Raw genomic sequence first — 24,241 nt, 5'->3', positions numbered from 1 at the left:
GGTAGGGTATTGCCCCGGCGCCCTTGCCGAGCCCGACGATTTCGGAGTGACCGTTGACGAACGTGCTGATAGTTGTACTGATACTTGTTGTGATCGCGGCAGTGGCCTTCGTGGTTCTGCGTGGTCGTAAGAGCGCTCCGGTGGGGCGTGTAGACCCGCTTGCGGACTATCCGGAGGTATACGACCCCCACAAGATCGGTGTCGGAGACATCGTCACCTACGCGGGGATCGATCACGTGGTTCGCGGGACCATCACCCTCGACGAAGAGGGGTACATCTGGCGCGAGCACCTTCTCGACGGTTCGACCGGCCGCCGCTGGCTGACCGTCGAAGATGACGAGGGTGAACTCGAGATGACGCTGTGGATGCGGCGTGAGGGCACCAACCTCGAGCCGAGTGGCGACGTCATTCTCGACGACAAGGTGCACCGCAGGATCGAAAGCGGAACCGCACGATTCACAGCCGAGGGCACGACAGGAACCGCGCCGTCGGGCGTGATGGACTACGCCGACTATGCAACTGCTGACAAAACCGGACTCATTGCATTCGAGAAGTGGGCGCGCGGCCAGTCGTGGGAGGTTTCCACCGGCCGCGCAGTCACCCGTGCAGAGTTGACCGTCATACATTCCGGCCCTCCGCAGTGAGTGTGCATCTCCTCGACGTGGAGCCCACCGACGTGGATGCGTCTGCGCTCGGCCTTGTGGTGGACGCACCTGCGCCACCGGCCTTGGCCCAGCTTGTTATCGAAACAGTCGACGGTGCTTTGACTTTGGGAGTGCTGGGGGCATCGCATGTGGTGACGGCACGCTCGGGTGGTGAGACCTTGACCGAGCAGGTGTCCTGCGATGCGGTCACAGCTGGTGGCGATCCACTGCCGGGTGCTGAAGTTCTGGGACCGTATCGTTTCGAATCTTCCACGCAGACTCTCGATCGAACCGAGTTCGTTGCCGAGGCTGCCCGCCTGAAAGTGCAGGCAGCGGCAGATGGTTGGATTTGCGGTTCGTTTCCCGGAGACGACACCGCTGTCACGGTGTTGTTCGGCAGCAGCCTGGGGCATGGATGGGCTTGGCAGAGTTGGCATTTGTACCCAGGGGAGGGGACCGGAGTGATTGTGAAGACCAGAAGTAGGTGGCATCCGTGATCGGCAGGAAATGGGTTGTTCCCGTCATGATCGCCATGGCATGTGTGCTGTCGTCGTGCGGCAACGCGGTCAAGGACTTCATTGCGGACAATTATTCCAAGAGTTCGCAAACCGGCGACGTCGCTGTGTATTCGTCGAAAGATCCTGTCGGTACGACGGTGTCGCGGATCGTCGATGCGGAAGAACCTGCGGCCCGCAGCGCCGACGGCGGCAACGAGTACCTGCGTTACGACGACGACATCGTTACCGTCAGCGCAGCAGCAGGGGGAAGCACCATCAAGGTCGAAGACATCAACGGCACATACCGCAGCGGCGGATATGCCTATCTGGGACCAGGATTCAATCCGGGATCACCGGCCGGTGGCGGCAGCGGCAGCGGTGGATCGGGAAGTGCGAAATGACCACATCAAGTGACAATCGGACCAAACTCAGGAGAGCTTCGTGAACGCCAACCTTGCTGCTGAAACTGTGGAAATCGGCACTGTTGACCCAGCTCTGCTGGTCGGTGGTGTTCTGGGGACGCTGGCGTACTTCGTAGTCGGAGTTGCAGTTCTGGCCACCGGATTTCTGGTTCTCGATCTTATGACGCCGGGCAATCTCCGCCACCAGGTGTACGTCGACAAGAATCCGAATGCGGCAATTCTTCTGGGTGCCAACCATCTGGCGCTTGCCATTATCGTCGTGACCGCCATTCTCACCAGTTCCGACGGATTTGCCCAGGGACTTGCGGATTCAGCCGTGTACGGTCTGTTCGCAATTGTTCTCCAGGCCATTGCGCTGCGACTGATGAATGCATTCCTGCCGGGTAAGTTGGTTGCGCTGGTACAGGATCCGAAGATGTGCGGTGCGGCCTGGGCGGTGGGCGTGACCCTGCTGTCCATCGGCTTGGTGAACGCCGCTGCTCTCACCTGATGACTGTCACCGATTCACACGCTGTGCTCACTGCTCGGGCGCGGGTGCTGCTCCTTGCCGCCGTCGCTGCCTGCGCTGCCTGCGGACTGATCTACGAGTTGGCACTGCTCACTCTGTCGGTCAGTCTCACCGGCGGCGGAATCACACAGACGTCACTGATTGTCGCCGGATTCGTTGCGGCGCTCGGTATCGGTGCCCTCGCCGCCAAACCGTTGTTGGGGCACGCGGCTATTTCCTTTGTCACAGTGGAGATTCTGCTCGGCATCATCGGGGGATTCAGCGCGGTCACGCTCTACGTCACCTTCACGTTCTTTGGTTCCAGCGGGGCAGTTCTTGTTGCTGCCACGGCACTGATCGGCATTCTCGTGGGTGCGGAAGTGCCACTGCTGATGACGTTGCTGCAATCCGGACGCACCGACAACGACGCACAAAGTGCCGGAAAAGTGCTCGCCAATCTGAATGCAGCGGACTACTTGGGTGCGCTGATCGGCGGGTTGCTCTGGCCGTTTGTCTTGTTGCCGTGGGTCGGGATGATCCGGGGCGCAGCAATTACCGGCATGATCAACCTCGTCGCTGCGGCAGTCGTTGCCTTGATTCTGCTGCGGTGGCAGCTCAGCTTGCGCGCCCGACTGATTGCCGTCGTGGCAATGTTGTTGGCCGCGAGCCTGATCGGATGGTTGTTGATCGCCGCTTCCGACATCGAAACCACGGCCCGTCAGCGCTTGTACACCGACCCTGTGGTCGCGGCATCGCGATCGCAGTATCAAGAAATTGTTGTCACGGAACGTAAGAACGACGTCCGGCTCTTCCTCGACGGAGATCTCCAATTCTCGAGCGTCGACGAGCACCGCTACACGGAGTCTCTGGTGTATCCGGCGCTCTCGAACAATCCGCAACGGGTACTGATCTTGGGCGGCGGAGACGGACTTGCGGCACGGGAAGTGTTGCGGATGCCCAGCGTTCAGGAAATTGTGCAGGTGGAGCTCGATCCTGCCGTCATCGAACTGGCGAACACCCGACTGCGATCCTTGAACGGCGGCGCACTCGAAGACTCACGGGTACACGTTGTGCTCGATGATGCTTTTCAGTGGTTGCGCGAGGCACCTCAACCCGGATTCGACTCGGTGATCGTCGATCTGCCCGATCCTGATACCCCGGCATTGGGCAGGCTCTATTCGATGGAGTTCTACGGTCTGGCCGCGGCAGCGCTCAATCCGGGCGGATTGATGGTCGTCCAGTCGGGCAGTCCGTATTCGACGCCCGATGCCTATTGGCGAACAGTGTCTACGGTATCCGCAGTTGGTCTCGGAGTCTCCCCGTACCACGTGTTCGTTCCCAGTTTTGGTGACTGGGGATACGTACTTGCTCAGTCCGGGGGAGTGCCACCGGAATTGCGTCTGCCTGAAAGCGCTCCGGAATTACGCTTCCTCGACGAACCTACTTTGGCGTCGGCTTCGGTCTTTCCGCGGGACCGTCCACGCCGCGACATGGAACCGTCGACGCTCGACCAGCCTCGGATAGTAGATGATATGCGCAAGGGCTATGAGCGCTAACTAACCGAGAGGACCCACGTGCTTGATGCGCTAGGTCAATCATTGCCCGTTGCAGTCGGCTTGGCGATTGTGTCCGTGCCAATGGCAGTTGTGGTTCTCATGCTGGTCACTGCAGACGCACGACGCTCGGTTGCAGCCTTCATTCTCGGCTGGGTCGTGGGCATCGGAGCTGTGGTGGCACTGACTATCGCTTTTGTCGACACCGCCGTACCCGAATCCGAGACCACGCGGTGGGCAAGTGTCGTCCGGATAGTGCTGGGGTTAGCCTTGTTCGCGCTCGCATTCAGGCAATGGCGATCCCGGCCACGGGGCGACGCAGAAGCCACTCAGCCGAAGTGGATGTCGAGTGTCAGTTCGCTCAGCCCGCTGAAATCCCTGGGGATCGCGTTGCTCTCAGCGGCCAATCCCAAGAATGCTGCACTGGCCGTCGCGGGAGGCGCGGCCATAGCCGCCGGAACCTACGTTGTGGCTGAGCAAGCCATCGCCGCTGTTGTGTTCACGATTGTTGCGAGCGCCGCAGTCGCCGCACCGGTTGTGGTCAACCTCGTATTCGGCGAGCGTGCCGCGTCGATGCTCGACTCGGCAAAATCGTGGATGGCCGCTAACAACGCCGTCATGATGACGGTGATCCTGGCTCTGCTCGGCGCGATGGTGTTGGGTGAAGGGGTCAGTGGACTCGGCTAGTCGAGGCAGATTGGCGAGCCTGCGCGCTCGCCTACTATTGGGTGGTGAACGAAGTCGACGACAATGCCCTCGCTACTGCTGCGATGACCGCTCTGCGTGAGCGCGGTCCGCTCAGTCTCGAAGAATGGGCGCAGTGTGTCAGTGAGTTCGGCTCGCCGTCCGACATTGCCGAAGTGCTCGAGTACCTTGATGATCCGATGATCGGGTACCTCCCCGGCGGCAAGTATGTCGCTCTGGACGAGTTGCTCGAAGGGTTGGTGTTCACGCACAGGCTCAGCGAAATCGAGATCGCGTCGGAGGTGCTCGAGGCGACGCCTGACCTCGAACCGGTGTTGCGTTTCGCGTCGAGTATCGACGGCGAAGTTCGGGTTGTCGAGGCAGAGTTCGAACAAGACTTGTTGCGAGAGCGCGGAATCGACGCTGCTGTCAGTCGCCGTGTTGTTGCCTTGCCCCGCGGGACTTTGGCCAACTTCGCAGCTGGTGATCTGATCGCGATTGCCATCGAAGACGGTGAACTGACGGTGTGGCAGGCGGATGTCGAAGACGAGCCGGATCTGGCGCCGGCACTCGAGAAGATATTCGCCGAAAACGGTGTGGAAGCGCTCGAGGCGGTGGGTTGGCAACTTGCTGTCGACGACTCGTCGTTGTTCACTGTTCCCAGCACTCCGTTGGGCGAGATGTTTGCCGCGGCAGGATACGAGCATCAACGAGAACTCCTTGCACGCAATGGATTCGACTTTGCTGCCTACGCAGTTCAGATTCAGACCGCAGAGATTGCGTCGACCTACGATCTCACGCACGACGAAGCCGTAGCTGTTGTAGCTTTTGTCGACCTGGCTCAGCGCGGATATGTCGACGCCGAGATCGAGAATCTCGACCTTCGTGACTGGGCACGTCGACATGTCGGTGTTGTTCCGGATTCGTTTGCCGCCCTTGCGGATGCGGGCGCAGCTGTGGCGGCGTTCGATCTGGGATTCCGGAACCAGGACCCCACCGCAGACATGATCCTCGAAGCGCTTGGCGGCGAGCTGGCCGAACGCGGTCCGAAGGCCGTCAAGCCGGCGGCACACTGGTTGGCAGGTAAGGCGGCTGATCGTCTCGGACGCGTTCTCGACGCGGAAGCGCACTACGAGAAGGCACTGGAATGGGAAGCTGACTGGGGTCCGGCACTTTTCGAATTGGCTCAGTTCGCCGCCGACCGGAGCGACGCGACCCGAGCACTGTCTTTGCTGGGCAGGATCGACGGTGGATCCGAGGAAACCCTGTACGAAGTACTGCAGGAGTTCATTCCGGTAGAGCATCCCGAGCTGGGACGAAACGACAAGTGCTGGTGTGGATCCGGCCGAAAATACAAGGTCTGCCATCTGGGGAAGGTTGACGAGTCGGTTCGAGAAGACGGCCGCTGGCTCTACAAGAAGGCGTGCATGTTCGCGTTTTCCTCCGAATTTGCCGACATGGTGGTTCAGTTCGACGATCTTGTCGCCGCCGGCAGCGATGACGATCGGAGTATCTTCGACGGGCCGGCCTTGGACATCGCGCTGTTCGAGGGTGGAATCTTCGCGCAGTTCATCACCCGCCGCGGAAATTTACTCACCGAACATGAGGTGGCGACGGCACGTCAATGGCTCGATGTCGAGCGTTCCGTGTTCGAGGTGACCGAGATGAACACGCTGCTGGATCGCCGGACCGGCGACACCGTGACTGTCAGTGGTGCCGCAGATCTCGAGCCCGGTGATCTGGTGTGTGCTCGCGTTCTGCCTGCAGGTTCGAGCGCCCAGGTTGTCGGCAGCGTCATCGTGTCTTCCGAGTTGCAGGCCGCAAATGTGCTCCAGGTTCTAGGGCGGGATCATCACGATGTCGCTGAGCTGATCAGAGTGCTGAGCTGAGGGCGTCGACGCTGGTCGATGCGGAATACTCGTGCCGGGGCCTACCGGATAAAGTTGGATAGGTGAGCGAACCTATGGACCCCAATGACTTGATCGCCGAAGCTGCGATGGAGTTGTTGCGCGAACATGGCCCCCAGACCGCTGCTGACTGGGGAAACTTGCTGGCTGACGCCGGGCATGGAACGCCGGACGACATGACGGAGTTCGTGGAGTACGTCGAGGATCCGCTGTTGGGCTATCTGACCGGGGCCCGCTACGCCGCGCTCGACACACTGTTCGAGCACCGGATACTCACGCATCGCCTCACCGACGCCGAGATCAGCTCTGGCGTTCTCGACGCAAACCCCGATCTCATGGTCTTGCGTGTTTTTCTCGACAGCTTCGATGACACCGAGGATCGGGAGATTCGCGTCGTACATCGTGGGCTCGACGACGCCGCCCTGGCCGAACGCGGAATCGACGACCCGACGTTCCCGGCTGACGAAGGTTTTCTGCTTGCCCCCGACGCATTGTCGGAATGCGCGGCAGGCGATCTGATCGGGCTGTTTGTCGCAGATCGTGAGTTGACGCTCTGTACCGTTGCCGACGTAGTCGATCCGACACCCGGTTTTGCGGACGCCCTAGCGAACATCCTCACCGATACCGGCGCTGAAACACTCGACGCGATTGTCTGGCAGTTGATGCTCGAGGAGCCGACACTGTTCCGTCAGCCCGCCGCTCCGCTGGGGGAACTGCTCGAATCGGCCGGCTATGTTCGCGACGGCGATTACGTCGCGATCGAAGGGTTCGATTTCGAGGCGTTCCATTTGGCGAACCGCGCGCGGATGCTCGAGATTCGCGACAACCTGCACCCCGACGAAGCAGCTGCGGTTATCGCGCTGGTCGATCTCGTGTCGGCTGCGCATCTCGAATTCCCGGAAGACACGTCGGAAATCGGCGACTGGGCGCGTGCGCAGATCACGGAGAACCCGCAGATCTATGTGGCCGTTGCCGAACCGCCGGCAGCTGCTGCGGCACTTGAATTGTTGTCCGAACTCGACGACCACGACGAGATCCTGCACGCGGTGGCTACGGCGCTGGCCGACAAGGGGCCGCGCCGGGTAAAGCCCGCCGCGTACTGGCTCGCAGGTAAGGCAGCAGATCGTCTCGGCAAGATCATTGTGGCCGAGGCCTACTACGAGAGCGCGCTCGATCGCGATCCAGATTGGGTGCCGGCGATTTTCGAGCTTGCGTTGCTCGCGGCGGATCGGAGCGACGCAACGCGGGCGCTTGCGTTGTTGGGTCGGATCGAAGGCGGAGAGTCGGAGATTCTGCACGACGTTCTCGCGCGCTATGCGCCGGCCGAACATCCTGAGCTGGGCCGTAATGACAAGTGCTGGTGTGGATCCGGACGCAAGTACAAGGTCTGCCATCTGGGTAAGTCGGAGATCACCTTCGACGACCGGGCAAATTGGTTGTACATCAAGGCGCAACTCTTCTCCCGCAGTCCCGAGTACTTCGATGTTGTCTTCGACCTCGCCGAGGTTCGCGCCCAGCATTGGGATGACGACGACGCGTTGACTCGTGCGCTCGAGGGTGGATTGGCTGTCGACACAGCACTTTTCGACAGCAACATCTTCGGAGTGTTTGTCGAGCGACGCGGTGAACTGCTGCCGGCCGACGAACTGGAACTGGCGCAGCAGTGGTTGCAGGTACCGCAGTCGGTGTACGAGGTTGCGTCGACGGTGCCGGGTACATCGCTGACGTTGCGCGATGTCCGAACCGATGTGGCGTACGACGTCGCCGACGAGTGGGGAAGCCTGAACCTCGAAGCTGGTTCGTTGGTCTGTGCGCGGGTGTTGCCCGCCGGCAGCGCTATGCGAACCTTCGGGGGAATCGAACCGATCGCTGCTGCCGACAAGGACGGACTGATTGCCTTGCTCGATTCGCCGGACACGGAGCCATGGCAGTTGGTCGAGTTTTTGAGCGCTCGGTTCGCTGCACTTCGGTAGCGCTTAACTGGTAACTTTGCCGCTTTCGGTGCTGGTATCAGAGCGGCATCATTCGAATATGAGCAAGCAGGAAGCCGTGATCAGGGCAATTGCTGATCGAGCGGCACGTCTGCGTCAAGATACCGAAGTTCGACGAGCTGCCCGCGCCGCCATTTCCGAGTACGGCCCGTTGCTCGACCGTCTCTCACAGTGATTCGGTATCTGACGGTCGACGATCTTTTAGTGCTTTGTGATGAGCTCGGCGGTCTGCAGGTTCGGGATGTCGGCTTGCTCGAATCAGCCGCGCATCGACCGAGTGCAACGGTCTTCGGTGACGAGGCTTATCCGGACATTCATGTCAAAGCAGCTGCGCTGCTGCAGTCCCTCGTCCGGAATCATGCATTGGTCGACGGAACAAGCGATTGTCGTGGGTTGCTGCTTTTGTCTTCTATTCGATCAACGGGCTACATCTCGATGCGCCCGAAGATGATGCGTACGACGTGGTTATCGACGCAGCGACTGGTGTCGCCGACATAGCGCAGATCGCGCCTCTACTCGGCAGTTGGGCTGCGCCCGTGCGCCTTTCCGGTCGCGGCGACTAGCGGAAAGGCGCACAGGGGCTGTGCCCCTAAGGTGTGACCTGAGCCAGCATCATCTGCTCGAAGCTGTCACCGTACGGCGGCAACATGCCCCACTCGCCGCGCGGATCATATTCTGCTGCTTCGAGAACCGTCCGTGCGTGGCTGAACTCGAGGAATCCTTCGCGGCCGTGGTAGTGGCCGATTCCGGACGCGCCGACGCCGCCGAACGGTGCGTCGGAGAGACCTGGGTGCGCCATCGCGTCGTTGATCGTGACGCCACCGGAATTGGTGCGCTCGAGCACCGATTCCTTCTCGTCGAGATCGGTGCCGAAGTAGTACAGAGCCAAGGGCTTCGGGCGCGAGTTGATATCGGCGACAACGGCATCCATCTCGTCGTAAGGCAAGATCACGACGGCCGGCCCGAAGATTTCTTCCTTCATGATCTCGGCATCGGCCGGGGGATCGACGACCATCCGCAGTGGGCGTCGACGCGTGTCGGCCGAAAGTTCTTCGTCGGGAACCGTGATGATGCGTGCCCCACGATCCGCGGCATCGGCGATGTATCCCTCGATGCGGGCGAGATGGCGGTCGTTGACGATGGAGACCATGTCGGTGTTGTCGGCAACGGTGGGGAAGAGGCCGGTGAACGAATTTGCGAACGCGGTGATGAATCGTTCGATGCCTTCACGCGGAACGTAGATCAGGTCGGGGGAGACGCAGAGCTGACCGCCGTTGGTGGACTTCGCAATAGCCAGTCGGTGTGCAGCTTCGGCGAAGTCTGCGCTCTTGCCCAGGACGCTCGGCGACTTTCCGCCCAGTTCGAGGGTGACCGGCACGAGGTTCTTCGCGGCGTTTGCCATCACCAGCTTGCCGATGGACGTGCTTCCAGTGAAGACCAGGTGGTCGAAGGGCAGTGACGTGAGATTGTCGGCCACATCGGGTCCGCCTGTGACGACGGCGATTTCGAGTGGATCGAGGGTGCGCGCCGCAGCGTCGGCCAGGACGGCAGCGGTGTGCGGCACGATTTCGGAGGGCTTCAGAACGGCACGGTTACCGGCACCGAGTGCGCAGGCGAGGGGGCTCAAGAGTGTGAAGAGGGGTGCGTTCCAGGTGCCGATGATGCCGATGGAACCCTTGGGCTGGTACGCGACGTAAGCCTTGGCGCCCAGCTGATCCTGGACGGCGCCGGTGGAGCGCGGAGAGCGAACCATCCAGTCTTCAAGGGAATCTCGGACGTGCTTGAGTGAAACCATCGATCCGAGAACGTCATTCATGACCGAGTAGGCCGGGAGGCGTCCACCGAAGTCTTCGTTCATGGCTTCGGTCAAGTCTTTGTGGTTCGCCACGAGCAGGTCGATCACCTGTTGAATGCGCCGGCGACGCTCTTCTGCAGTCGGCGCTCCCGCGGCGCGGGTGGCGTCCTGTTGCGCCTGCAGGATCTGCGCAAGGTCGGTGGTGATGATGGCGTCGGTGCTCATGGGCACTCCTCGTAGTGGCGAAGTATTAACTGAAAAGGTATCGACGCTTCGGTGCGAGCTGCCCGTTTCGTCTCGTTGACCGGGACGGATTCGATTGGTAGAGAGGACGCATGTCGAAGACGCAGATAAACGAGAGTGCGGTAGCTACATCAGTCGAAGAGTCGACGGGCATCGGATTTCTGACGCTCGATCAGCCGCAGCGGCGCAATCCGCTCTCGGCGCAGACCATGAGCGAGGTGACTGCGGGCCTTCGGGAACTCTCCGCCGATCCGCGAGTCCGCATCGTTGTCGTGCGGGCCGAGGGGCCCGTGTTTTCGGCCGGCCACGATCTCACGGAGATGATCGGCCGCACCCTCGATGACGAGCGCGCGATATTCGACGGCTGCACCGAGATGATGGAAACGGTCCAGCAGATTGCCCAGCCGGTGATCGCTGCGGTGCAGGGAGCGGCAATCGCGGCGGGATGCCAGTTGGCGGCGTCGTGTGACCTTGTCGTGGCGGCGTCGAATGCTGTCTTCGGTACTCCCGGAGTGAAAATCGGCTTGTTCTGTTCCACTCCGATGGTTGCCCTGAGCAGGGCTGTTGGCCGCAAACGGTCGATGCAAATGCTGCTGACGGGCCAAACCATCGATGCTGAGACGGCGGCTGATTGGGGTCTGGTGAACTTCGTGGTCGACCCGGCTGACCTCGACCGGGAAGTGCGCGACTTGGCTGCGAAGATCACGACCGCCAGCCCCCTGACGGTTCGGATCGGTAAGCAGGCGTTCTATCAGCAGATCGATCTGCCCCAGGCGCAGGCGTACGAAGCGATGGCCGAAACCATGGCCACAAACGCCGTGACCTGCGACGCTCAGGAAGGTATGCAGGCGTTTGTGGAGAAGCGGGCGCCGCAGTGGCAGAACAAATGAACTACACCCTTTCGGATTAGTTGGACGTCCGATAATCTATCGTTCATGAGCCTGGACCCGCGTACCAACACCATCGACGGAGTGCTTCGGCGCTCGGCAGCCAAGTACCCCGATCGGGTGGCCATTGTTTTCGAGGATCGCTCGCGCACCTATCGCGAACTCGACGAGGCGGTAACGCGGGTCGCGGCGCACCTCGTCGACCTCGGCTTGCAGCACGGCGATCGTGTGGCCGCGTACGGAACCAACTCCGACGCGTATGTCATCGGGTTCCTCGCGTGTTGCCGGGCAGGATTGGTCCATGTTCCGGTGAATTACGCGCTCAAGGGTGATGAACTGCGCTACCTGGTTGCGCAGTCCGGCGCTCGGGCCGTTCTGGTGGATCCGGCATTGCTGCCGACGTTGGACTCCGTGCGCGGCGATCTCGATATCGACCACGTTGTGCCGCTGCGTGACGACGCGAATTCAGTGGTCGCCGTCAGCACTGCCGGAGAAGTTCCACACTTCCCACCACGGGCCTCGTCAACGGATCTTGCGCAGTTGCTCTACACATCGGGAACGACGTCGAAGCCCAAGGGCGCGATGATGACTCACGCCGCTCTGGTCCACGAGTACGTGTCGTCGGTGATCGCGCTCGGGCTCGACAAGGCAGATAACCCCTTGATCTGCATGCCCATGTACCACTCTGCGGGAATGCACGTGTTCATGCTTCCGTACCTGTCCGTCGGTGCGACGGTCAACGTGATGGCGGCACCGGACATCCCGGAGATTCTGCGCCGCATCGAAGCCGACAAGATCGGCTCACTTTTCCTCGCTCCCACCGTCTGGGTGCCGCTCGCCAATCATTCCGATCTCGACACCCGGGATCTGTCGTCGCTGAAGAAAGCGCAGTACGGTGCGTCGATCATGCCGGTCACCGTGCTGAACCGTCTGCGCGAGCGCTACCCCGACATCGGTTTCTACAACTGCTTCGGACAATCCGAAATCGGCCCGCTGGCAGCAGTTCTGCAGCCGGACGAGCACGCGGATCGGCCGTCGTCGTGCGGTCGGGCAGTGTTCTTCGTGGAAACCCGTGTTGTCGACGCCGAGGGTAACGATGTTGCGGACGGTGTCTCTGGTGAGGTTCTCTACCGTTCACCGCAACTCTGCAATGGCTACTGGGAAAACCCGGAAGCAACCGCAGAAGCCTTCCGCGACGGCTGGTTCCATTCCGGCGACCTCGTGGTGCGTGACAGTGAAGGGTTCATCACCGTCGTCGACCGCATCAAAGACGTCATCAACACGGGCGGGATTCTCGTCGCATCCCGTGAAGTCGAAGACGCCATCTACACGCATCCCGGTGTTGCCGAAGTTGCCGTCATCGGAACACCTGACGAGAAGTGGATCGAAGCGATCACCGCAATCGTTGTTCTCAAGGACGGTCAAGACGCCATGACGCCGGAGGCGTTGATCGCCTACGTGAAGGAAAAGATCGCTCCCTTCAAGGTGCCCAAGCACATTCGATTTGTGCAGGAACTTCCCCGGAATCAAAGTGGGAAGCTGTTGAAGCGGGAACTGCGCACCGTCTAGTAGACCTGCCTGCCGCCGATGATCGTGGCGAGTACTGACGGCGGCTGCGAGCGGGAGATCAGAACCAGGTCGCCCGCTGCGCCGACTTTTACCCGGCGCGGTGGGCCGCCTGGATCCCCGGGACGGCCGAGATAGGCGTCCAGTGCGGTGTTGTAGTCGATTGTCTCCGCATCGCCCAGAACAGTGCCCGCGGGTGTCAACCGCGCCTGTGACGCTGCGATAACTGCCCACGGGTCGAGTGGTCCGTACGGTGCGTCGCTCGAAAACGCCACCGGAACAGATGCATCCAGCAAGGATCGGCAACGGTACAAATCCTGGTGGTCGATGGCAGCAACATGTTCGAGGTAGTCGTCACCGCGATCGGCAATGAACCCCGGCTGGGTTACGACAGCCAAACCGAGGCGGTTGATCTCGGAAATGGATTCGATCGGAATCAATGCGCCGTGTTCGATCCGGTCACCAGGGATCGTGCCGATTTCGCCGAGTACGGAGAGCAAGATCAGCAGAGCTTCGCGGCTGACACTGTGTGCTGCAATCGCTCGCCCGATGGAGTGTGCGGACTCGATAACGGCGGCAAGCTGTTCGAGATCGGGAAGTCCGGAATCGGCAAGCACGATCTTGTACGGGCCGACGGTTGGTTCCGTCGACGGTAGTGAGACACCCAGTGGCACGCCGAGGAGATGAACCCGTTGTGGCAATTCTCCCGAAGACATTGCTGCGCAGATGGATTCGATGCTCTCCGGAGCGAGGTCCGGCGTTGCATCAGTTACCGCAGTGACGCCGAGTCGCGACAGTTCGGTCGCCACATCGCGTAACGGCGGTGGGGCATTTCCCGGAATCCGTGCTCGGAGCCAGGAATCTGCGCGCCACACTCGGCCGGTTGGTTTTCCGGCTGCATCGCGTTCGATACCGGGATGGTCAGCCGGTTCCAATCCGGCTGCAACGACGCCCGCTGTGTTGAGCACCCACATTGCGCCACTGCGATGTTGGATACGAACAGGTCGTGAGGCGTGAAGATGATCGAGGGCATCGCGATCGAGATCGCCCGCTACCGATTCGAAGTATCCGACACCTCGCACCCAGCCGTCGGAACCTGGTGAAACCTGTAGTGCGGCAGCTAGTTCTCCGGAATTTCGGACCGCCGGCGGGCCACATTCCACGGAACTGCGTCGGGCAGCCAGCGCATGTAGGTGGATGTGGTGATCACACAGGCCGGGAATGATCTGATTGCCGTCGGCATCGAGGACGTCCTCGCCGTGGCGAGTCAGTCCGCGGCCGATCTCGGTGATCACGCCGCTCGTGATGCGAATGTCGAGGCTGTGACGGCCACCGACGGAACAATTGGTGATCAGCAGATGGTTCACGGGGCGACGATTCCGAGGCCGCGGAGAACGGCGTGTGTGTCAGAGCCGGAGGTGGACGCACTGCCGACGTACTGGCGTTTCTCCGGAATAGCCACAGTGCACGATGGGGGCAACGGAGCATCGGTTCCGTGGGTGAGCGTCGACGCGACGAGGTCGGCCATCGAGAGGTCCCAGAGGTATCCTGCGCCGGTGGGCGTCTCCGACATGGCGAGGGCGGCTGCCATGAGTCCGCTCAGGGGATCGGCTATCGCGTCGCCGACAAATACGGGCGCACCTGAATTATCTTGTGCAACAAGACCACTTGATGCTGCGATGTCGTCACCAAATCCGATGCGAGCGGAGTTTCTTCCTGCCGCAGTGATGGAGATCCAGGTGGTACCGGATGCGGCCGCAGCTTCTGCGTCGAGCCCGAAGCCCGCGAGTGCGCGTGGCCGCGACGCCTCGATAACGATGTCTGCGCGTTCCACGAGCTGCGCCAGCGCCGACCTGTCGGGAGCGGCACTCGGATCGAGGACGACGGACTCGTGCCCGGCATGCAGTAGTTCGTAGAACTCGCTGTTACCGCGCCGTGCTCCGTCCGGCCTTGTCGGGGTCTCCACCTTGACGACCCGCGCGCCCGCGGCTCCGAGTAGGTGTGAGCACAGAGGACCCGCCCACAGTGCACTGAAGTCGACAACAAGCAGATCCTTGACCGATCGCCGGGTAGTGGGCGCGGGAACTGACGCAGTTGGGCGTGCGACCGGGGCAGCCGCCAACCCGAGTAGGGCTGCGCGCTCGGCCAACTCGGCTCCGGGGTGTTCGGCTAACCAGGCACTTACCGCCGGCCAGGGATCATCATCGATCTCCGCGGAGATCAGCGCACCGAGCAGAATCGGGTCGTCCGGTCGGGCACACGACACGGCTGCCCAGCCGTCCTGTGTAGGGAGGAGGCGGCAACTGCCTCCGAGAGAGATTGAACCGCTGCGGGTGAATCCGGTGAATGCCGCGCGTTCGGAAAGAAAGCGGGCTCCGTCTTCGTTGCCGTTGATGAATTCACCGAGGTGCCGTGCCAGGGTGGCGGCGTTTCCCGGGGGAATTCGGGGAGATTCGTCGGGCGAGCCGGTGAGTGGCACTATCCCGCTGCCGAGCCAGTCGAGGACGCGGCGGTCCTCGTCCGCGTCGTCGGGCCAGGCAAACATTCTCCGATGTTACACTCCGAAAAGTATTACCGGAAAAGGTATCCCGCGTGCAGAACTGCCGTCGGGTGCAGGAAGCCGAGCAATGATTCGGCGCTCGAGAAGGATGAAGATGGTCAACCAGATGCACGCGCTGTCGCCGCAGGACATTCTCGACGGCAGGATCGATCTTCCACTTCTTGCAGACGGTGGCGCACTTGATAATCCAGTGGTCGTGGTCGACCTGGACGAGGAGTTCTCAGAGGACGAAGCCCGTGCGGTGTCGGCAAAAGTCCTCAGGTCCGACCGTGTTGTTCTCGGGCGGTACACGGGCCGTACACCGGATGCCGCAACAAGAACACTGGCGCGTTCGCTCGACTCGACGGTGTCGACAGTATTGACCGAGAACGTCCGAGAGTTTGTGGGTGTCGAAGATCCCGACGCTGAACTGGCGTCTGTCTTCGACCGCTTCCAAGAAAATCCTTATGCGTCAGTTGTTGCCTCGCAGGTTCTGCGGTTGGGTGAAAACCTGTCGATGCCCGCAGCGCTTGACGTGGAATCTCTGGCCTACTCGACGCTGTTGGGCACTCCGGACTTCGAGCGGTGGCTCTCTGGTCGAGGACCGCGTCCGCTGCCGCCCCCAGCTCCGCAGGAACCGGTGCTGATCGAGCGTCGAGATGGGTTGTTGCACATCACGCTCAACCGCCCGGAACGTCGGAACGCTTACGGGGCGCAGGTGCGTGACGGGCTGGTCGCAGCATTACAGGTCGCCGTGATGGACCCCGGCATCGAGAAGGTTCTGCTCGACGGCGCTGGGCCGTCGTTCTCCGCGGGAGGTGATCTCGACGAGTTCGGGACCACTCCGGATCTGGCGATCGCGCATCTGATTCGAACGCGATCGGGAGCCGCGCGGCTGATGGCCCGGCTGTCCGATCGAATCGAGGTACAGGTTCACGGAAGTTGCGTGGGAGCGGGCATCGAGGTGCCGGCCTTTGCCGCCGATGTGTGTGCGCACCCGGATACGGTGTTCCGCCTGCCTGAGATCTCGATGGGCTTGATTCCGGGAGCGGGTGGCACTGTGTCCATCCCGCGCCGGATCGGGCGTTGGCGCTCCTACCACCTGTTTCTCTCCGGTGCTGCGATCAATACGGAGCGTGCGCTCGACTGGGGCCTGATCGATTCGATCGCGTCGATATAGGCATCGCCTTACCTTCGGTTCGTTTTCAAGTCTTTGACTCATAATGCTCGACCGGATTGACTTCGGAAGACGCATTAACGTGGAACGAGCAAGGTGAGTGGTGGGTATGCAGGTCGACGCGGACGACTTCGCCGATATCTTGGCGACGGCAAGGGAATTCATCCGGAAGGAAGTTGTCCCTCGTGAGCAGGAGATAGCCGATACCGATGCCATTCCGGAGGACATCCGGAAGAAGGCCGCCGATATCGGACTGTTCGGTTACGCCATTCCCCAGGAATGGGGTGGTCTGGGCCTCGACCTCACGCAAGACGTCGAACTCGCGATGGAGTTCGGGTACACGTCGCTGGCTCTGCGCTCGATGTTCGGCACCAACAACGGCATCGCCGGGCAGGTACTCGTCGGCTTCGGCACCGATGAGCAGAAGGCTGAATGGCTCGAACGCATCGCGTCGGGTGAGGTAGTCGCGTCCTTCGCACTGACCGAACCGGGCGCGGGATCCAACCCCGCCGGCCTGCGCACCAAGGCAGTCCGCGGCGGGAGCGACTGGGTGATCAACGGCAACAAGCGGTTCATCACCAATGCCCCGACAGCGCAACTGTTTGTCGTGTTCGCACGCACGCGTCCGGCCGACTCCGACGGTCCCGGTATCGCTGTCTTCCTGGTCCCGGCCGATACCGAAGGTGTCACGGTGGGGCCGAAGGACAAGAAGATGGGTCAGGAAGGTGCCTGGACCTCCGAGGTCAGCTTCGACAACGTGCGCGTCCCCGCATCGGCCCTGGTCGGGGGCGACGAAGACACCGGATATCGCGCTGCCATGACTTCCTTGGCACGTGGACGCGTTCATATTGCCGCATTGTCGGTGGGAGCAGCCCAGCGAGCCCTCGACGAATCTGTCGCCTTTGCCACTGTTACGGAACAGGGTGGGACTGTGATCGGTGACTTCCAATTGGTCCAAGCGATGCTTGCAGATCAACAAGTAGGTGTGATGGCCGGCCGGGCAATGGTCCGTGAGGTTGCGGCGCGCTACGTCAGCGGCGAGGACCGTCGACTCGGACCGTCTGCGGCAAAGCTCTACTGCACCGAGATGGTCGGAAACGTAGCTGACCTCGCTGTCCAGATCCACGGTGGCAGCGGGTACATGCGGGGCGTTCCTGTCGAACGGATCTATCGGGAAGTGCGGTTGCTGCGCCTGTACGAGGGAACCAGTGAAATTCAGCGGTTGATACTCGGCGGCGGTCTTGTGTCGCAAGCGAAGAAGCAAGCGAAGTAATACAGCACGTACTTTCTTCAACTGACGAATGGAGTGGACATGGGACTGTTGGACGGCAAGGTGACAGTAGTGACCGGGGGCGCACAGGGTATCGGGTTCGAAATTGCCCGAACCTTTATCAAAGAAGGCGCCACCGTGGTGATCGGCGATATCAACGAGACTGTCGGCGTCGCTGCCGCAGCTGAGCTCGGTGGCGATTCCGTGGCGCGGTTCATCTCGTGCGACGTTCGCCATTCCGACCAGGTCGAGGCAATGCTCGATCTAGCTGAAAGTGCTTTCGGCCCAGTCGATGTCATGGTCAACAATGCCGGCATGACTCGCGACGCGACAATGCGGAACATGACGGAGCAGGACTTCGACGACGTGATTGCCGTCCACCTCAAGGGTGCCTGGAACGGAACTCGCGCAGCCGCGGCCCGCATGCGCGAGCGTGAGACGGGATCGATCGTGAACATCTCGTCGATCTCCGGCAAGGTCGGCATGTTGGGCCAGACCAACTACTCGGCCGCCAAAGCCGGAATCGTCGGTCTCACGAAGGCTGCTGCCAAAGAGGTTGCGTTCAAGAATGTTCGGGTCAATGCCGTCCAGCCCGGACTGATTCGCACAGCGATGACCGAAGCGATGCCGGAGCGCGTCTGGAACAGCAAGCTGGCCGAAATTCCGATGGGTCGTGCCGCGGAACCGTCCGAGGTTGCGTCCGTGGTGGTGTTCCTCGCGAGTGATATGTCGAGCTACCTGACCGGTACCGTCCTGGAAATTACGGGCGGGCGCCACATCTGAGGCGCGTGCTTCAATTCAGGAATGGACTCTGACATGGGACAGTCGCATTCGGATCTCCCACTCGACGGGATTACCGTGGTGGCGTTGGAACAGGCCGTTGCGGCGCCGCTCGCCAGTCGGCATCTCGCGGACATGGGTGCTCGCGTGATCAAGATCGAGCGGGTGGGTGAGGGCGACTTCGCTCGTCACTACGACGGCGCGGTGCGCGGTCAGGGCTCGCACTTCGTGTGGCTCAATCGTTCCAAGGAATCGATTGCCGTCGACGTCAAGTCGGAGTCCGGCCGTCGAGTCGTGCTCGATCTCATCGCGGAAGCCGACGTCTTCTTGCAGAACCTCGCTCCGGATGCTGCAGATCGACTGGGCTTCGGTGCGGACACGCTCCGAGCAGAGTTTCCTCGGCTCATCGTTATCAACATGTCGGGATACGGCAGCGCCGGACCACGTCGTGAGCGCAAGGCGTACGACATGTTGGTGCAGGCCGAGACCGGAATGATCTCGGTGACCGGAACACCCGAGACGGCTACGAAAACGGGTGTTCCGGTTTCCGACATCGCAGCCGGGATGTACGCGCTGACATCGATACTGGGTGCCTTGTTCCGTCGGGAGAGAACTGGCAAAGGCGCAACGGTCGACGTGTCGATGTTCGACGCGACCGTCGAGTGGCTCGGCCACCCGATGTACATGAAAATGTATGCGGACAAGCAGATTCCGCGAGTCGGGCTCGGGCATGCGGCCATCGTTCCGTACGATTCGTTCCCGACGTCGGATGGTGAGATCCTCATCGGAGTCCAGAACGAGCGCGGATGGCGGACGCTCATGGTCGACGTCTTCGGGCGGGAAGATCTGGTGGATCATCCGCGATATGCCACCAATATCGTCCGGGTCGAGAATCGAGCCGAGGTGGATGAGATGGTCGGATCACTCACGCGGCTGTATTCGACCGCAGAGCTGGATAAGCGTCTGGCCGCAGCGGGTGTGCCCGCAGCAGCGTTGAACGACATGGGCGGATTGCTGAAACACCCTCAGCTGGACGAGCGTTCGCGGTGGCGATCCGTGGGAACAGAAGTTGGGCCCATCGACGCTGTGCTACCCCCGATGACCTTCTCCGACGTGGAAATGAAGATGGGTGATGTGCCCTCCCTTGGTCAGCACACCGAGTCGATTCTGACGGAGTTGGGGCGCACGGCCGATCAGATCGCCGACCTTCACCGAGACGGATCGATCGGATAGCGCCCCAACGTTTTATCGTCGTAGGTTTTCGAAGACCGCGGCGATGCCCTGGCCGCCGCCGATGCACATGGATTCGATTCCGTAGCGGCCCTGGCGACGGTCGAGTTCACGCAGCAGGTTCGCGAGGATTCGTCCGCCGGTAGCGCCGACGGGGTGGCCCAGTGAGATGCCGGAACCGTTGACGTTGAACCGTTCGAGGAGATCCGTCTCGCTCAGACCCCAGGCGCGGGCGCAGGCGAGGACCTGAGCGGCGAATGCCTCGTTGACTTCGATCAAATCGATGTCGGAGAGTTGCAGATCGACCCGTGAGAGCGCTTTTGCCACCGCAGAAACGGGGCCGATGCCCATGCGGTTCGGTTCGACGCCGGTGACGCCCCAGCTGACCAGCTTCGCGAAGGGGCGCAATCCAAGTCGTTCGGCATTGGCGGGCGTGGTGACGATGGCCGCCGCGCCGCCGTCGTTCTGCCCGCAGGCATTTCCGGCGGTAACGGTCGCGTCCGGGTCGACGCGGCTACGCAGCGGGCGCAGTGCGGCGAGGTCGGACAGTTGCACATCTCGACGCGGATGCTCGTCCTGGGTAACAACTTTCGCGTCGCCGCGGCGGGATGGGACGGTGACAGGAATGATCTCCTCGTCGAAGTATCCCTTGTCCTGTGCGTTCACGGCACGCTCGTGCGAGCGAAGCGCGTAGCGGTCTTGTTCGTCGCGTGAGATCGCATATTCGCGTCGCAGGTTTTCGGCCGTTTCGATCATGCCGCCTTCGACCGGGAAATTGACGCCTCCCGAGTTGGTGCGGGGTTTGGCCAGGCGGTCGTGGAACTCGACCGAGGGTTTCTTCGTACCCCAACGAATGTCGTTGGAATAGAATTCGACGCCGCTCATGCTTTCGGCACCGCCGGCGATCACAAGATCACTCATGCCGGTCTGAACCTGCATGGCCGCGTAGATGATTGCCTGCAGACCGGATCCGCAACGGCGGTCGAGTTGAATGCCGGGAACCGAGATATCCAGTCCGGCATCGAGTGCTGCGATGCGCCCGATGGCAGCGGCCTCGCCGTTTGCGTAACCCTGACCGAAGACGACGTCGTCGATATCGGCGGACTGGAGTCCGGTCCGCTCGATCAGTCCCCGCATCACGGTGGCCGCAAGCGTGGTTACCGGAACGTCTTTGAAGACCCCGCCGAATCCGCCTACTGGCGTACGAACGGGTTCACAGATGACTGCGTCATACATGGAATGCGCCTGTCGGGAGAGTGTGGACGAGGAATGTGCGTTTAGAGAAATACGAACGCGTGCCCTCGAATATTCAGCATGCGCGCAGTGGTTGTCAACAGCGGTAGAAGTGCTGCTCGGACATAGTTTTTCCCTAACCATTCGTATGGTTGTCGAACTTTGACACCCCTGAGTTTCGGGGATTGAATGGTCGGAGGATCTCCCTCGATGAACAGGTGGAACAGTGACGCGTTTGGCGCAGACTGCAGGATTGACCGAGACGCAGAACGACATCATCGGTGCTGTGCGTGAATTCGTCGATCGTGTGGTGATTCCCGCCGCGCAAGAACTCGAGCACACCGACACGTATCCCACGGACATCGTCAAGCAGATGAAAGACATGGGTCTGTTCGGTCTGACGATCGACGAGGAGTTCGGTGGCATCGGAGAATCCCTCCTGACGTACGCACTGTGCGTCGAGGAATTGGCTCGCGGCTGGATGAGCGTGTCCGGTGTCATCAACACCCATTTCATAGTGGCACACATGATTTCGGCGCACGGGACACCGGAGCAGAAAGCGAACTACCTGCCGAGGCTGGCTACCGGGGAGCTCACCGGTGCTTTCTCGATGTCGGAGCCGGCTCTGGGTTCCGACGTTGCCGCCATCTCGACCAAGGCGAAACGCACCGAATCCGGCGACTACGTGGTGAACGGGCAGAAGATGTGGCTGACGAACGGTGGTTCGTCCACTCTGGTGGCTGTGCTCGTGAAGACGGACGAAGGCGCGGAGAAGGCGCACAACAATCTGACGACGTTGCTGATCGAGAAGCCTGCGGGGTTCGGTGAAGTTCTTCCCGGCCTGACCATCCCCGGCAAGATCGAGAAGATGGGCTACAAGGGAATCGACACGACCGAGATGGTCTTCGACGGTTTCGAGATCAGCGCGGACGCGGTTCTCGGTGGCAAGCCCGGCGTCGGGTTCCGGCACATGATGGATGGTGTCGAGGTCGGCCGAGTGAATGTGGCGGCGCGTGCGTGCGGTATCGCGCAGCGTGCTTTCGAACTTGCGGTGACGTATGCAAAGCAGCGTGAGACATTCGGTAAGCCGATTGCCGAGCATCAGGCCATCGCGTTCCGTATCGCGGAGATGGGTACCAAAGTCGAAGCGGCCCACCTGATGATGGTGAATGCGGCTCGGCTCAAGGACTCGGGCGAACGAAACGACGTTGCTGCCGGTATGGCGAAGTACCTGGCCAGTGAGTTCTGTGCCGAAGTCACCCAGGACAGTTTCCGTATTCACGGCGGTTACGGGTACTCCAAGGAGTACGAGATCGAGCGCTTGATGCGTGAGGCGCCCTTCCTGCTGATCGGTGAGGGCACCAGCGATATCCAGAAGCAGATCATCAGCAAGGGACTGTTGCGCTCGTATAACTGAACCGCGTTTTGGTGTCCGTCGTAAAGTCGACGGGTGGACCTACGTCAGATCGAGTATTTTCTCGCCGTTGCAGGCGGGGAGTCCTTGGCGAGCGCAGCGCAGCCCATGTCGTTGGCGACGGCGGCGCAGTCCATGTCGGTGACCAAGCCGTCGTTGTCGCAAGGTATTCGCGGTCTCGAACGTGAACTGGGCGTCGAACTCTTCCACCGCGTCGGTCGGGGTCTGGTCTTGACGTCGGCCGGACGCGCACTGATCGGGCCCGCTCGGCAAATGATGCGAAGTAGCGCAGCTGCGTCCACTGCTGCGATCGGGGTGGATATCGAACCAAAGGGCCGCCTGGACATCTGCTCTGCCGCTCAGGGACTGGAGGGGCCGGTGGCGCGGATCGTGGCCGATTTCCGTCGACGCTGCCCGGGAATCACGGTGCGTGTCAGCGAGCTCCCACGCGGCGATACCGCCGAACAGGTATTGGCTGACGGGGTGTGCGAGCTGGTTTTCAGTTATTGGCCACCGGAGATGTCTGAACTGTCGACACACGTCATCGGAGTGAACGACTACTGGCTTGCTCTTCCCCCGCAGGCGCCGCTCTCGGTCTGGCCACGTGGAATTAAACCTACTGTGGGAGAGCCTGTCTCGTTGACCGCGCTTCCTGATCTTCCCGTGGTCGGGGTGCTGAAGCACTCACAGGCCCGGATCGTCATCGAGTCTTCCTTGCATGCTGCCGGTGCCAGAACACGGATGTCGACAGAACTTGCGCAGCGAGAAACCGTCGGGGAATTTGTCCTCGCCGGTTTGGGTATGGCGTTCATGGAACGTTCGCTTGCCGAACGTGCAGCTGCGTCAGGGGCCGAGATTTTCCCGTTGAATCCAGTGATCTCGCTGACCTACGGCATCGAGTTCGATCCGGAGAGATTGTCACCGTTGGGGAAGATGTTTGTCGAAGGACTCTGAGCGGTAGGGAGATTCGAAACCAGCGCCGCCGCAGCCGGTGACAACGGACCGTCACGAAAGACGATGCGTGTCCGTCGGATGACTGGTGGGTCCAGCGATCGAACGCTCGCCGCGGGGGAGTCCTGCTCGGCGATGGAGCGGGGCAGTAGTGCGGCGCCGACACCGTGGCCGACCATCTCACGAACGGCCAGGCGATCGGGGACCTCGGCGACGACGTTGACGAGGCCCCAGTCGCCTCCGACCGGGTAGCTGCGACGGCTTGTCCGTGTTTCGACGATCATGGGCAAGGCCCCGATCGGCGCGCGGGGCACCGGTTCGGGAAGGTCGACCGCAAGTGCCGGTGGGATCGACAGAACCATCTCCTGAGCGCTGGTCTCGATCTCGAGAAGGCCGTCCGACGGTCCGTCCGCGAGATCGCGTTCGAGAAAACCGAGTTCGCACCTGCCCGACCGGACCAAGGCCAGCACCTCGTGGGCGCTGGGCGCCGCGGTTGTGGAGAAGGTGATACCCGGAGCGGTGCGGTGAAGCTGACCAGCCAGATCGGCGACCGAGTCGAGCGCAAGGTCGGATTGAACAGCGATGGTGAGTTCACCCGATTGCAGTGCGATTACCGCAGCGACTGCGGTCTCGGCCTTGGCGACGTCACGCAGTAGTGTCCGAGCAGCGTCGGCGACGGCTGCTCCGGCAGCGGTGGGGATCAAGCCTCGTGCAGTGCGCTCGAACAGTGTGGAACCGAGAGTCCGTTCGAGATTGCGCACCGCCTGTGACAGCGACGGCTGGGAGATGTGCAGTGCGTTCGCGGCGGCGGTGACACCGCCGTGATCGACAACGGCAACGAGGTACTGCGCGCTGCGAATGTCCATCCCGGGTGCCTGCATCTGACGAATTCTCCCAGATGATGCCGTCTCGACTGTGATGACATCCTTCGACCTGCCGATATAGGTCTGAGCTATGGCTCGGTGCGCCTA

22 protein-coding genes and 1 pseudogene are annotated in these 24,241 nt (G+C 61.4%); 18 read left to right on the top strand and 5 right to left on the bottom strand.

All coding sequences use genetic code 11. The features are described from left to right. Window positions 1-53: 53 nt before the first annotated feature. The 10 genes and pseudogenes from KYT97_RS16180 (at window position 54) to KYT97_RS16140 (ending at window position 8,748) form a co-directional block, all read left to right on the top strand. A complete protein-coding gene (locus KYT97_RS16180) occupies window positions 54-644 on the top strand; it encodes a DUF4178 domain-containing protein (protein WP_033233388.1) in 591 nt (196 codons plus the stop codon). Beyond that, window positions 641-1,141, top strand: a complete 501-nt coding sequence (locus KYT97_RS16175; protein WP_033233387.1) for a DUF2617 family protein — start codon at window positions 641-643, stop codon at window positions 1,139-1,141. Before KYT97_RS16180 ends, KYT97_RS16175 begins: the two co-directional genes overlap by 4 nt. 35 nt (window positions 1,142-1,176) lie before the next feature. Further along, window positions 1,177-1,542 (top strand): DUF4247 domain-containing protein, encoded by a 366-nt coding sequence (locus tag KYT97_RS16170; RefSeq protein ID WP_371851334.1) that lies wholly within the window; start codon window positions 1,177-1,179, stop codon window positions 1,540-1,542. Window positions 1,543-1,582: 40 nt separating this feature from the next. Beyond that, window positions 1,583-2,053 carry a DUF350 domain-containing protein gene (locus tag KYT97_RS16165; RefSeq protein WP_033233385.1) on the top strand — a complete coding sequence of 157 codons (471 nt, stop codon included), beginning with the start codon at window positions 1,583-1,585 and terminating at the stop codon, window positions 2,051-2,053. Then, complete coding sequence (locus KYT97_RS16160; protein ID WP_219110244.1) at window positions 2,053-3,606, top strand: polyamine aminopropyltransferase; 1,554 nt, start codon at window positions 2,053-2,055, stop codon at window positions 3,604-3,606. Before KYT97_RS16165 ends, KYT97_RS16160 begins: the two co-directional genes overlap by 1 nt. Window positions 3,607-3,624: 18 nt before the next feature. Next, window positions 3,625-4,290: a GAP family protein gene (locus tag KYT97_RS16155; RefSeq protein ID WP_033233383.1), complete on the top strand. Its 666-nt coding sequence runs from the start codon at window positions 3,625-3,627 to the stop codon at window positions 4,288-4,290. Between the two features lie 44 nt (window positions 4,291-4,334). After that, window positions 4,335-6,176, top strand: a complete 1,842-nt coding sequence (locus tag KYT97_RS16150) for an SEC-C metal-binding domain-containing protein (RefSeq protein ID WP_219110243.1) — start codon at window positions 4,335-4,337, stop codon at window positions 6,174-6,176. A 62-nt stretch (window positions 6,177-6,238) separates the two neighbouring features. After that, window positions 6,239-8,167: an SEC-C domain-containing protein gene (locus KYT97_RS16145; RefSeq protein ID WP_245005841.1), complete on the top strand. Its 1,929-nt coding sequence runs from the start codon at window positions 6,239-6,241 to the stop codon at window positions 8,165-8,167. Between the two features lie 58 nt (window positions 8,168-8,225). Next, window positions 8,226-8,360, top strand: coding sequence for a hypothetical protein (locus KYT97_RS31120; RefSeq protein WP_257013245.1), 135 nt, complete (start codon window positions 8,226-8,228; stop codon window positions 8,358-8,360). Then, window positions 8,357-8,748, top strand: a pseudogene (locus tag KYT97_RS16140) (type II toxin-antitoxin system death-on-curing family toxin). Before KYT97_RS31120 ends, KYT97_RS16140 begins: the two are co-directional and overlap by 4 nt. Window positions 8,749-8,774: 26 nt before the next feature. Here KYT97_RS16140 and KYT97_RS16135 read toward each other — a convergent pair. Next, a complete protein-coding gene (locus KYT97_RS16135; RefSeq protein ID WP_095887193.1) occupies window positions 8,775-10,205 on the bottom strand; it encodes an aldehyde dehydrogenase family protein in 1,431 nt (476 codons plus the stop codon). A 110-nt stretch (window positions 10,206-10,315) separates the two neighbouring features. On the opposite strand from KYT97_RS16135, the gene KYT97_RS16130 reads away from it, so the two are divergent. Both KYT97_RS16130 and KYT97_RS16125 read left to right on the top strand, forming a co-directional pair. Further along, the gene (locus tag KYT97_RS16130; RefSeq protein ID WP_095887192.1) at window positions 10,316-11,113 is read left to right on the top strand and encodes an enoyl-CoA hydratase; all 798 of its coding nucleotides are present in this window, start codon (window positions 10,316-10,318) and stop codon (window positions 11,111-11,113) included. A 45-nt stretch (window positions 11,114-11,158) separates the two neighbouring features. After that, window positions 11,159-12,679: an acyl-CoA synthetase gene (locus KYT97_RS16125; RefSeq protein WP_219110242.1), complete on the top strand. Its 1,521-nt coding sequence runs from the start codon at window positions 11,159-11,161 to the stop codon at window positions 12,677-12,679. On the opposite strand, the gene KYT97_RS16120 is transcribed toward KYT97_RS16125, so the two are convergent. Then, window positions 12,676-14,043: an amidohydrolase family protein gene (locus KYT97_RS16120; RefSeq protein ID WP_219110241.1), complete on the bottom strand. Its 1,368-nt coding sequence runs from the start codon at window positions 14,041-14,043 to the stop codon at window positions 12,676-12,678. The genes KYT97_RS16125 and KYT97_RS16120 overlap by 4 nt on opposite strands. Then, window positions 14,040-15,221: a CoA transferase gene (locus KYT97_RS16115; protein WP_033233313.1), complete on the bottom strand. Its 1,182-nt coding sequence runs from the start codon at window positions 15,219-15,221 to the stop codon at window positions 14,040-14,042. Before KYT97_RS16115 ends, KYT97_RS16120 begins: the two co-directional genes overlap by 4 nt. Before the next feature lie 109 nt (window positions 15,222-15,330). Between KYT97_RS16115 and KYT97_RS16110 the strand changes: the two genes are divergently transcribed. The 4 genes from KYT97_RS16110 to KYT97_RS16095 all read left to right on the top strand — a co-directional run bounded on the left by KYT97_RS16110 (window position 15,331) and on the right by KYT97_RS16095 (window position 19,675). Next, complete coding sequence (locus KYT97_RS16110; RefSeq protein ID WP_219110240.1) at window positions 15,331-16,395, top strand: enoyl-CoA hydratase/isomerase family protein; 1,065 nt, start codon at window positions 15,331-15,333, stop codon at window positions 16,393-16,395. A gap of 106 nt (window positions 16,396-16,501) precedes the next feature. Then, window positions 16,502-17,665, top strand: a complete 1,164-nt coding sequence (locus KYT97_RS16105) for an acyl-CoA dehydrogenase family protein (protein WP_116102709.1) — start codon at window positions 16,502-16,504, stop codon at window positions 17,663-17,665. A 39-nt stretch (window positions 17,666-17,704) separates the two neighbouring features. Next, the gene (gene fabG, locus KYT97_RS16100) at window positions 17,705-18,445 is read left to right on the top strand and encodes a 3-oxoacyl-ACP reductase FabG (RefSeq protein ID WP_033233311.1); all 741 of its coding nucleotides are present in this window, start codon (window positions 17,705-17,707) and stop codon (window positions 18,443-18,445) included. Window positions 18,446-18,478: 33 nt separating this feature from the next. Continuing rightward, a complete protein-coding gene (locus KYT97_RS16095; protein ID WP_219110239.1) occupies window positions 18,479-19,675 on the top strand; it encodes a CaiB/BaiF CoA transferase family protein in 1,197 nt (398 codons plus the stop codon). Window positions 19,676-19,687: 12 nt separating this feature from the next. Here KYT97_RS16095 and KYT97_RS16090 read toward each other — a convergent pair whose 3' ends face one another. Continuing rightward, window positions 19,688-20,908 carry an acetyl-CoA C-acetyltransferase gene (locus KYT97_RS16090; RefSeq protein ID WP_045065029.1) on the bottom strand — a complete coding sequence of 407 codons (1,221 nt, stop codon included), beginning with the start codon at window positions 20,906-20,908 and terminating at the stop codon, window positions 19,688-19,690. A 223-nt stretch (window positions 20,909-21,131) separates the two neighbouring features. On the opposite strand from KYT97_RS16090, the gene KYT97_RS16085 reads away from it, so the two are divergent. Then, on the top strand, window positions 21,132-22,322 hold the full coding sequence (locus tag KYT97_RS16085; RefSeq protein WP_095887174.1) for an acyl-CoA dehydrogenase family protein: 1,191 nt from the start codon (window positions 21,132-21,134) through the stop codon (window positions 22,320-22,322). Window positions 22,323-22,355: 33 nt separating this feature from the next. After that, a complete protein-coding gene (locus KYT97_RS16080; protein ID WP_033233303.1) occupies window positions 22,356-23,273 on the top strand; it encodes a LysR family transcriptional regulator in 918 nt (305 codons plus the stop codon). On the opposite strand, the gene KYT97_RS16075 is transcribed toward KYT97_RS16080, so the two are convergent. Then, window positions 23,207-24,151 carry a LysR family transcriptional regulator gene (locus KYT97_RS16075; RefSeq protein WP_033233301.1) on the bottom strand — a complete coding sequence of 315 codons (945 nt, stop codon included), beginning with the start codon at window positions 24,149-24,151 and terminating at the stop codon, window positions 23,207-23,209. The genes KYT97_RS16080 and KYT97_RS16075 overlap by 67 nt on opposite strands. Window positions 24,152-24,241 lie beyond the last annotated feature (90 nt).

The organism is Rhodococcus globerulus (genome assembly GCF_019334125.1).
GTDB lineage: Bacteria > Actinomycetota > Actinomycetes > Mycobacteriales > Mycobacteriaceae > Rhodococcus_F > Rhodococcus_F globerula.
The sequence above is the reverse complement of the archived record's forward strand: the minus strand, read 5'-3'. Positions and strand labels throughout refer to the sequence as shown.

What these genes read in the sequence shown, in the direction of transcription:
- KYT97_RS16135 (WP_095887193.1), bottom strand. Translation starts at nt 10,205, where the DNA reads ATGAGCACCGACGCCATCATCACCACCGACCTTGCGCAGATCCTGCAG.
- fabG (WP_033233311.1), top strand. Translation starts at nt 17,705, where the DNA reads ATGGGACTGTTGGACGGCAAGGTGACAGTAGTGACCGGGGGCGCACAG.
- KYT97_RS16160 (WP_219110244.1), top strand. Translation starts at nt 2,053, where the DNA reads ATGACTGTCACCGATTCACACGCTGTGCTCACTGCTCGGGCGCGGGTG.
- KYT97_RS16130 (WP_095887192.1), top strand. Translation starts at nt 10,316, where the DNA reads ATGTCGAAGACGCAGATAAACGAGAGTGCGGTAGCTACATCAGTCGAA.
- KYT97_RS16170 (WP_371851334.1), top strand. Translation starts at nt 1,177, where the DNA reads ATGGCATGTGTGCTGTCGTCGTGCGGCAACGCGGTCAAGGACTTCATT.
- KYT97_RS16105 (WP_116102709.1), top strand. Translation starts at nt 16,502, where the DNA reads ATGCAGGTCGACGCGGACGACTTCGCCGATATCTTGGCGACGGCAAGG.
- KYT97_RS16125 (WP_219110242.1), top strand. Translation starts at nt 11,159, where the DNA reads ATGAGCCTGGACCCGCGTACCAACACCATCGACGGAGTGCTTCGGCGC.
- KYT97_RS16075 (WP_033233301.1), bottom strand. Translation starts at nt 24,151, where the DNA reads ATGCAGGCACCCGGGATGGACATTCGCAGCGCGCAGTACCTCGTTGCC.
- KYT97_RS31120 (WP_257013245.1), top strand. Translation starts at nt 8,226, where the DNA reads ATGAGCAAGCAGGAAGCCGTGATCAGGGCAATTGCTGATCGAGCGGCA.
- KYT97_RS16090 (WP_045065029.1), bottom strand. Translation starts at nt 20,908, where the DNA reads ATGTATGACGCAGTCATCTGTGAACCCGTTCGTACGCCAGTAGGCGGA.
- KYT97_RS16110 (WP_219110240.1), top strand. Translation starts at nt 15,331, where the DNA reads ATGGTCAACCAGATGCACGCGCTGTCGCCGCAGGACATTCTCGACGGC.
- KYT97_RS16095 (WP_219110239.1), top strand. Translation starts at nt 18,479, where the DNA reads ATGGGACAGTCGCATTCGGATCTCCCACTCGACGGGATTACCGTGGTG.
- KYT97_RS16115 (WP_033233313.1), bottom strand. Translation starts at nt 15,221, where the DNA reads ATGTTTGCCTGGCCCGACGACGCGGACGAGGACCGCCGCGTCCTCGAC.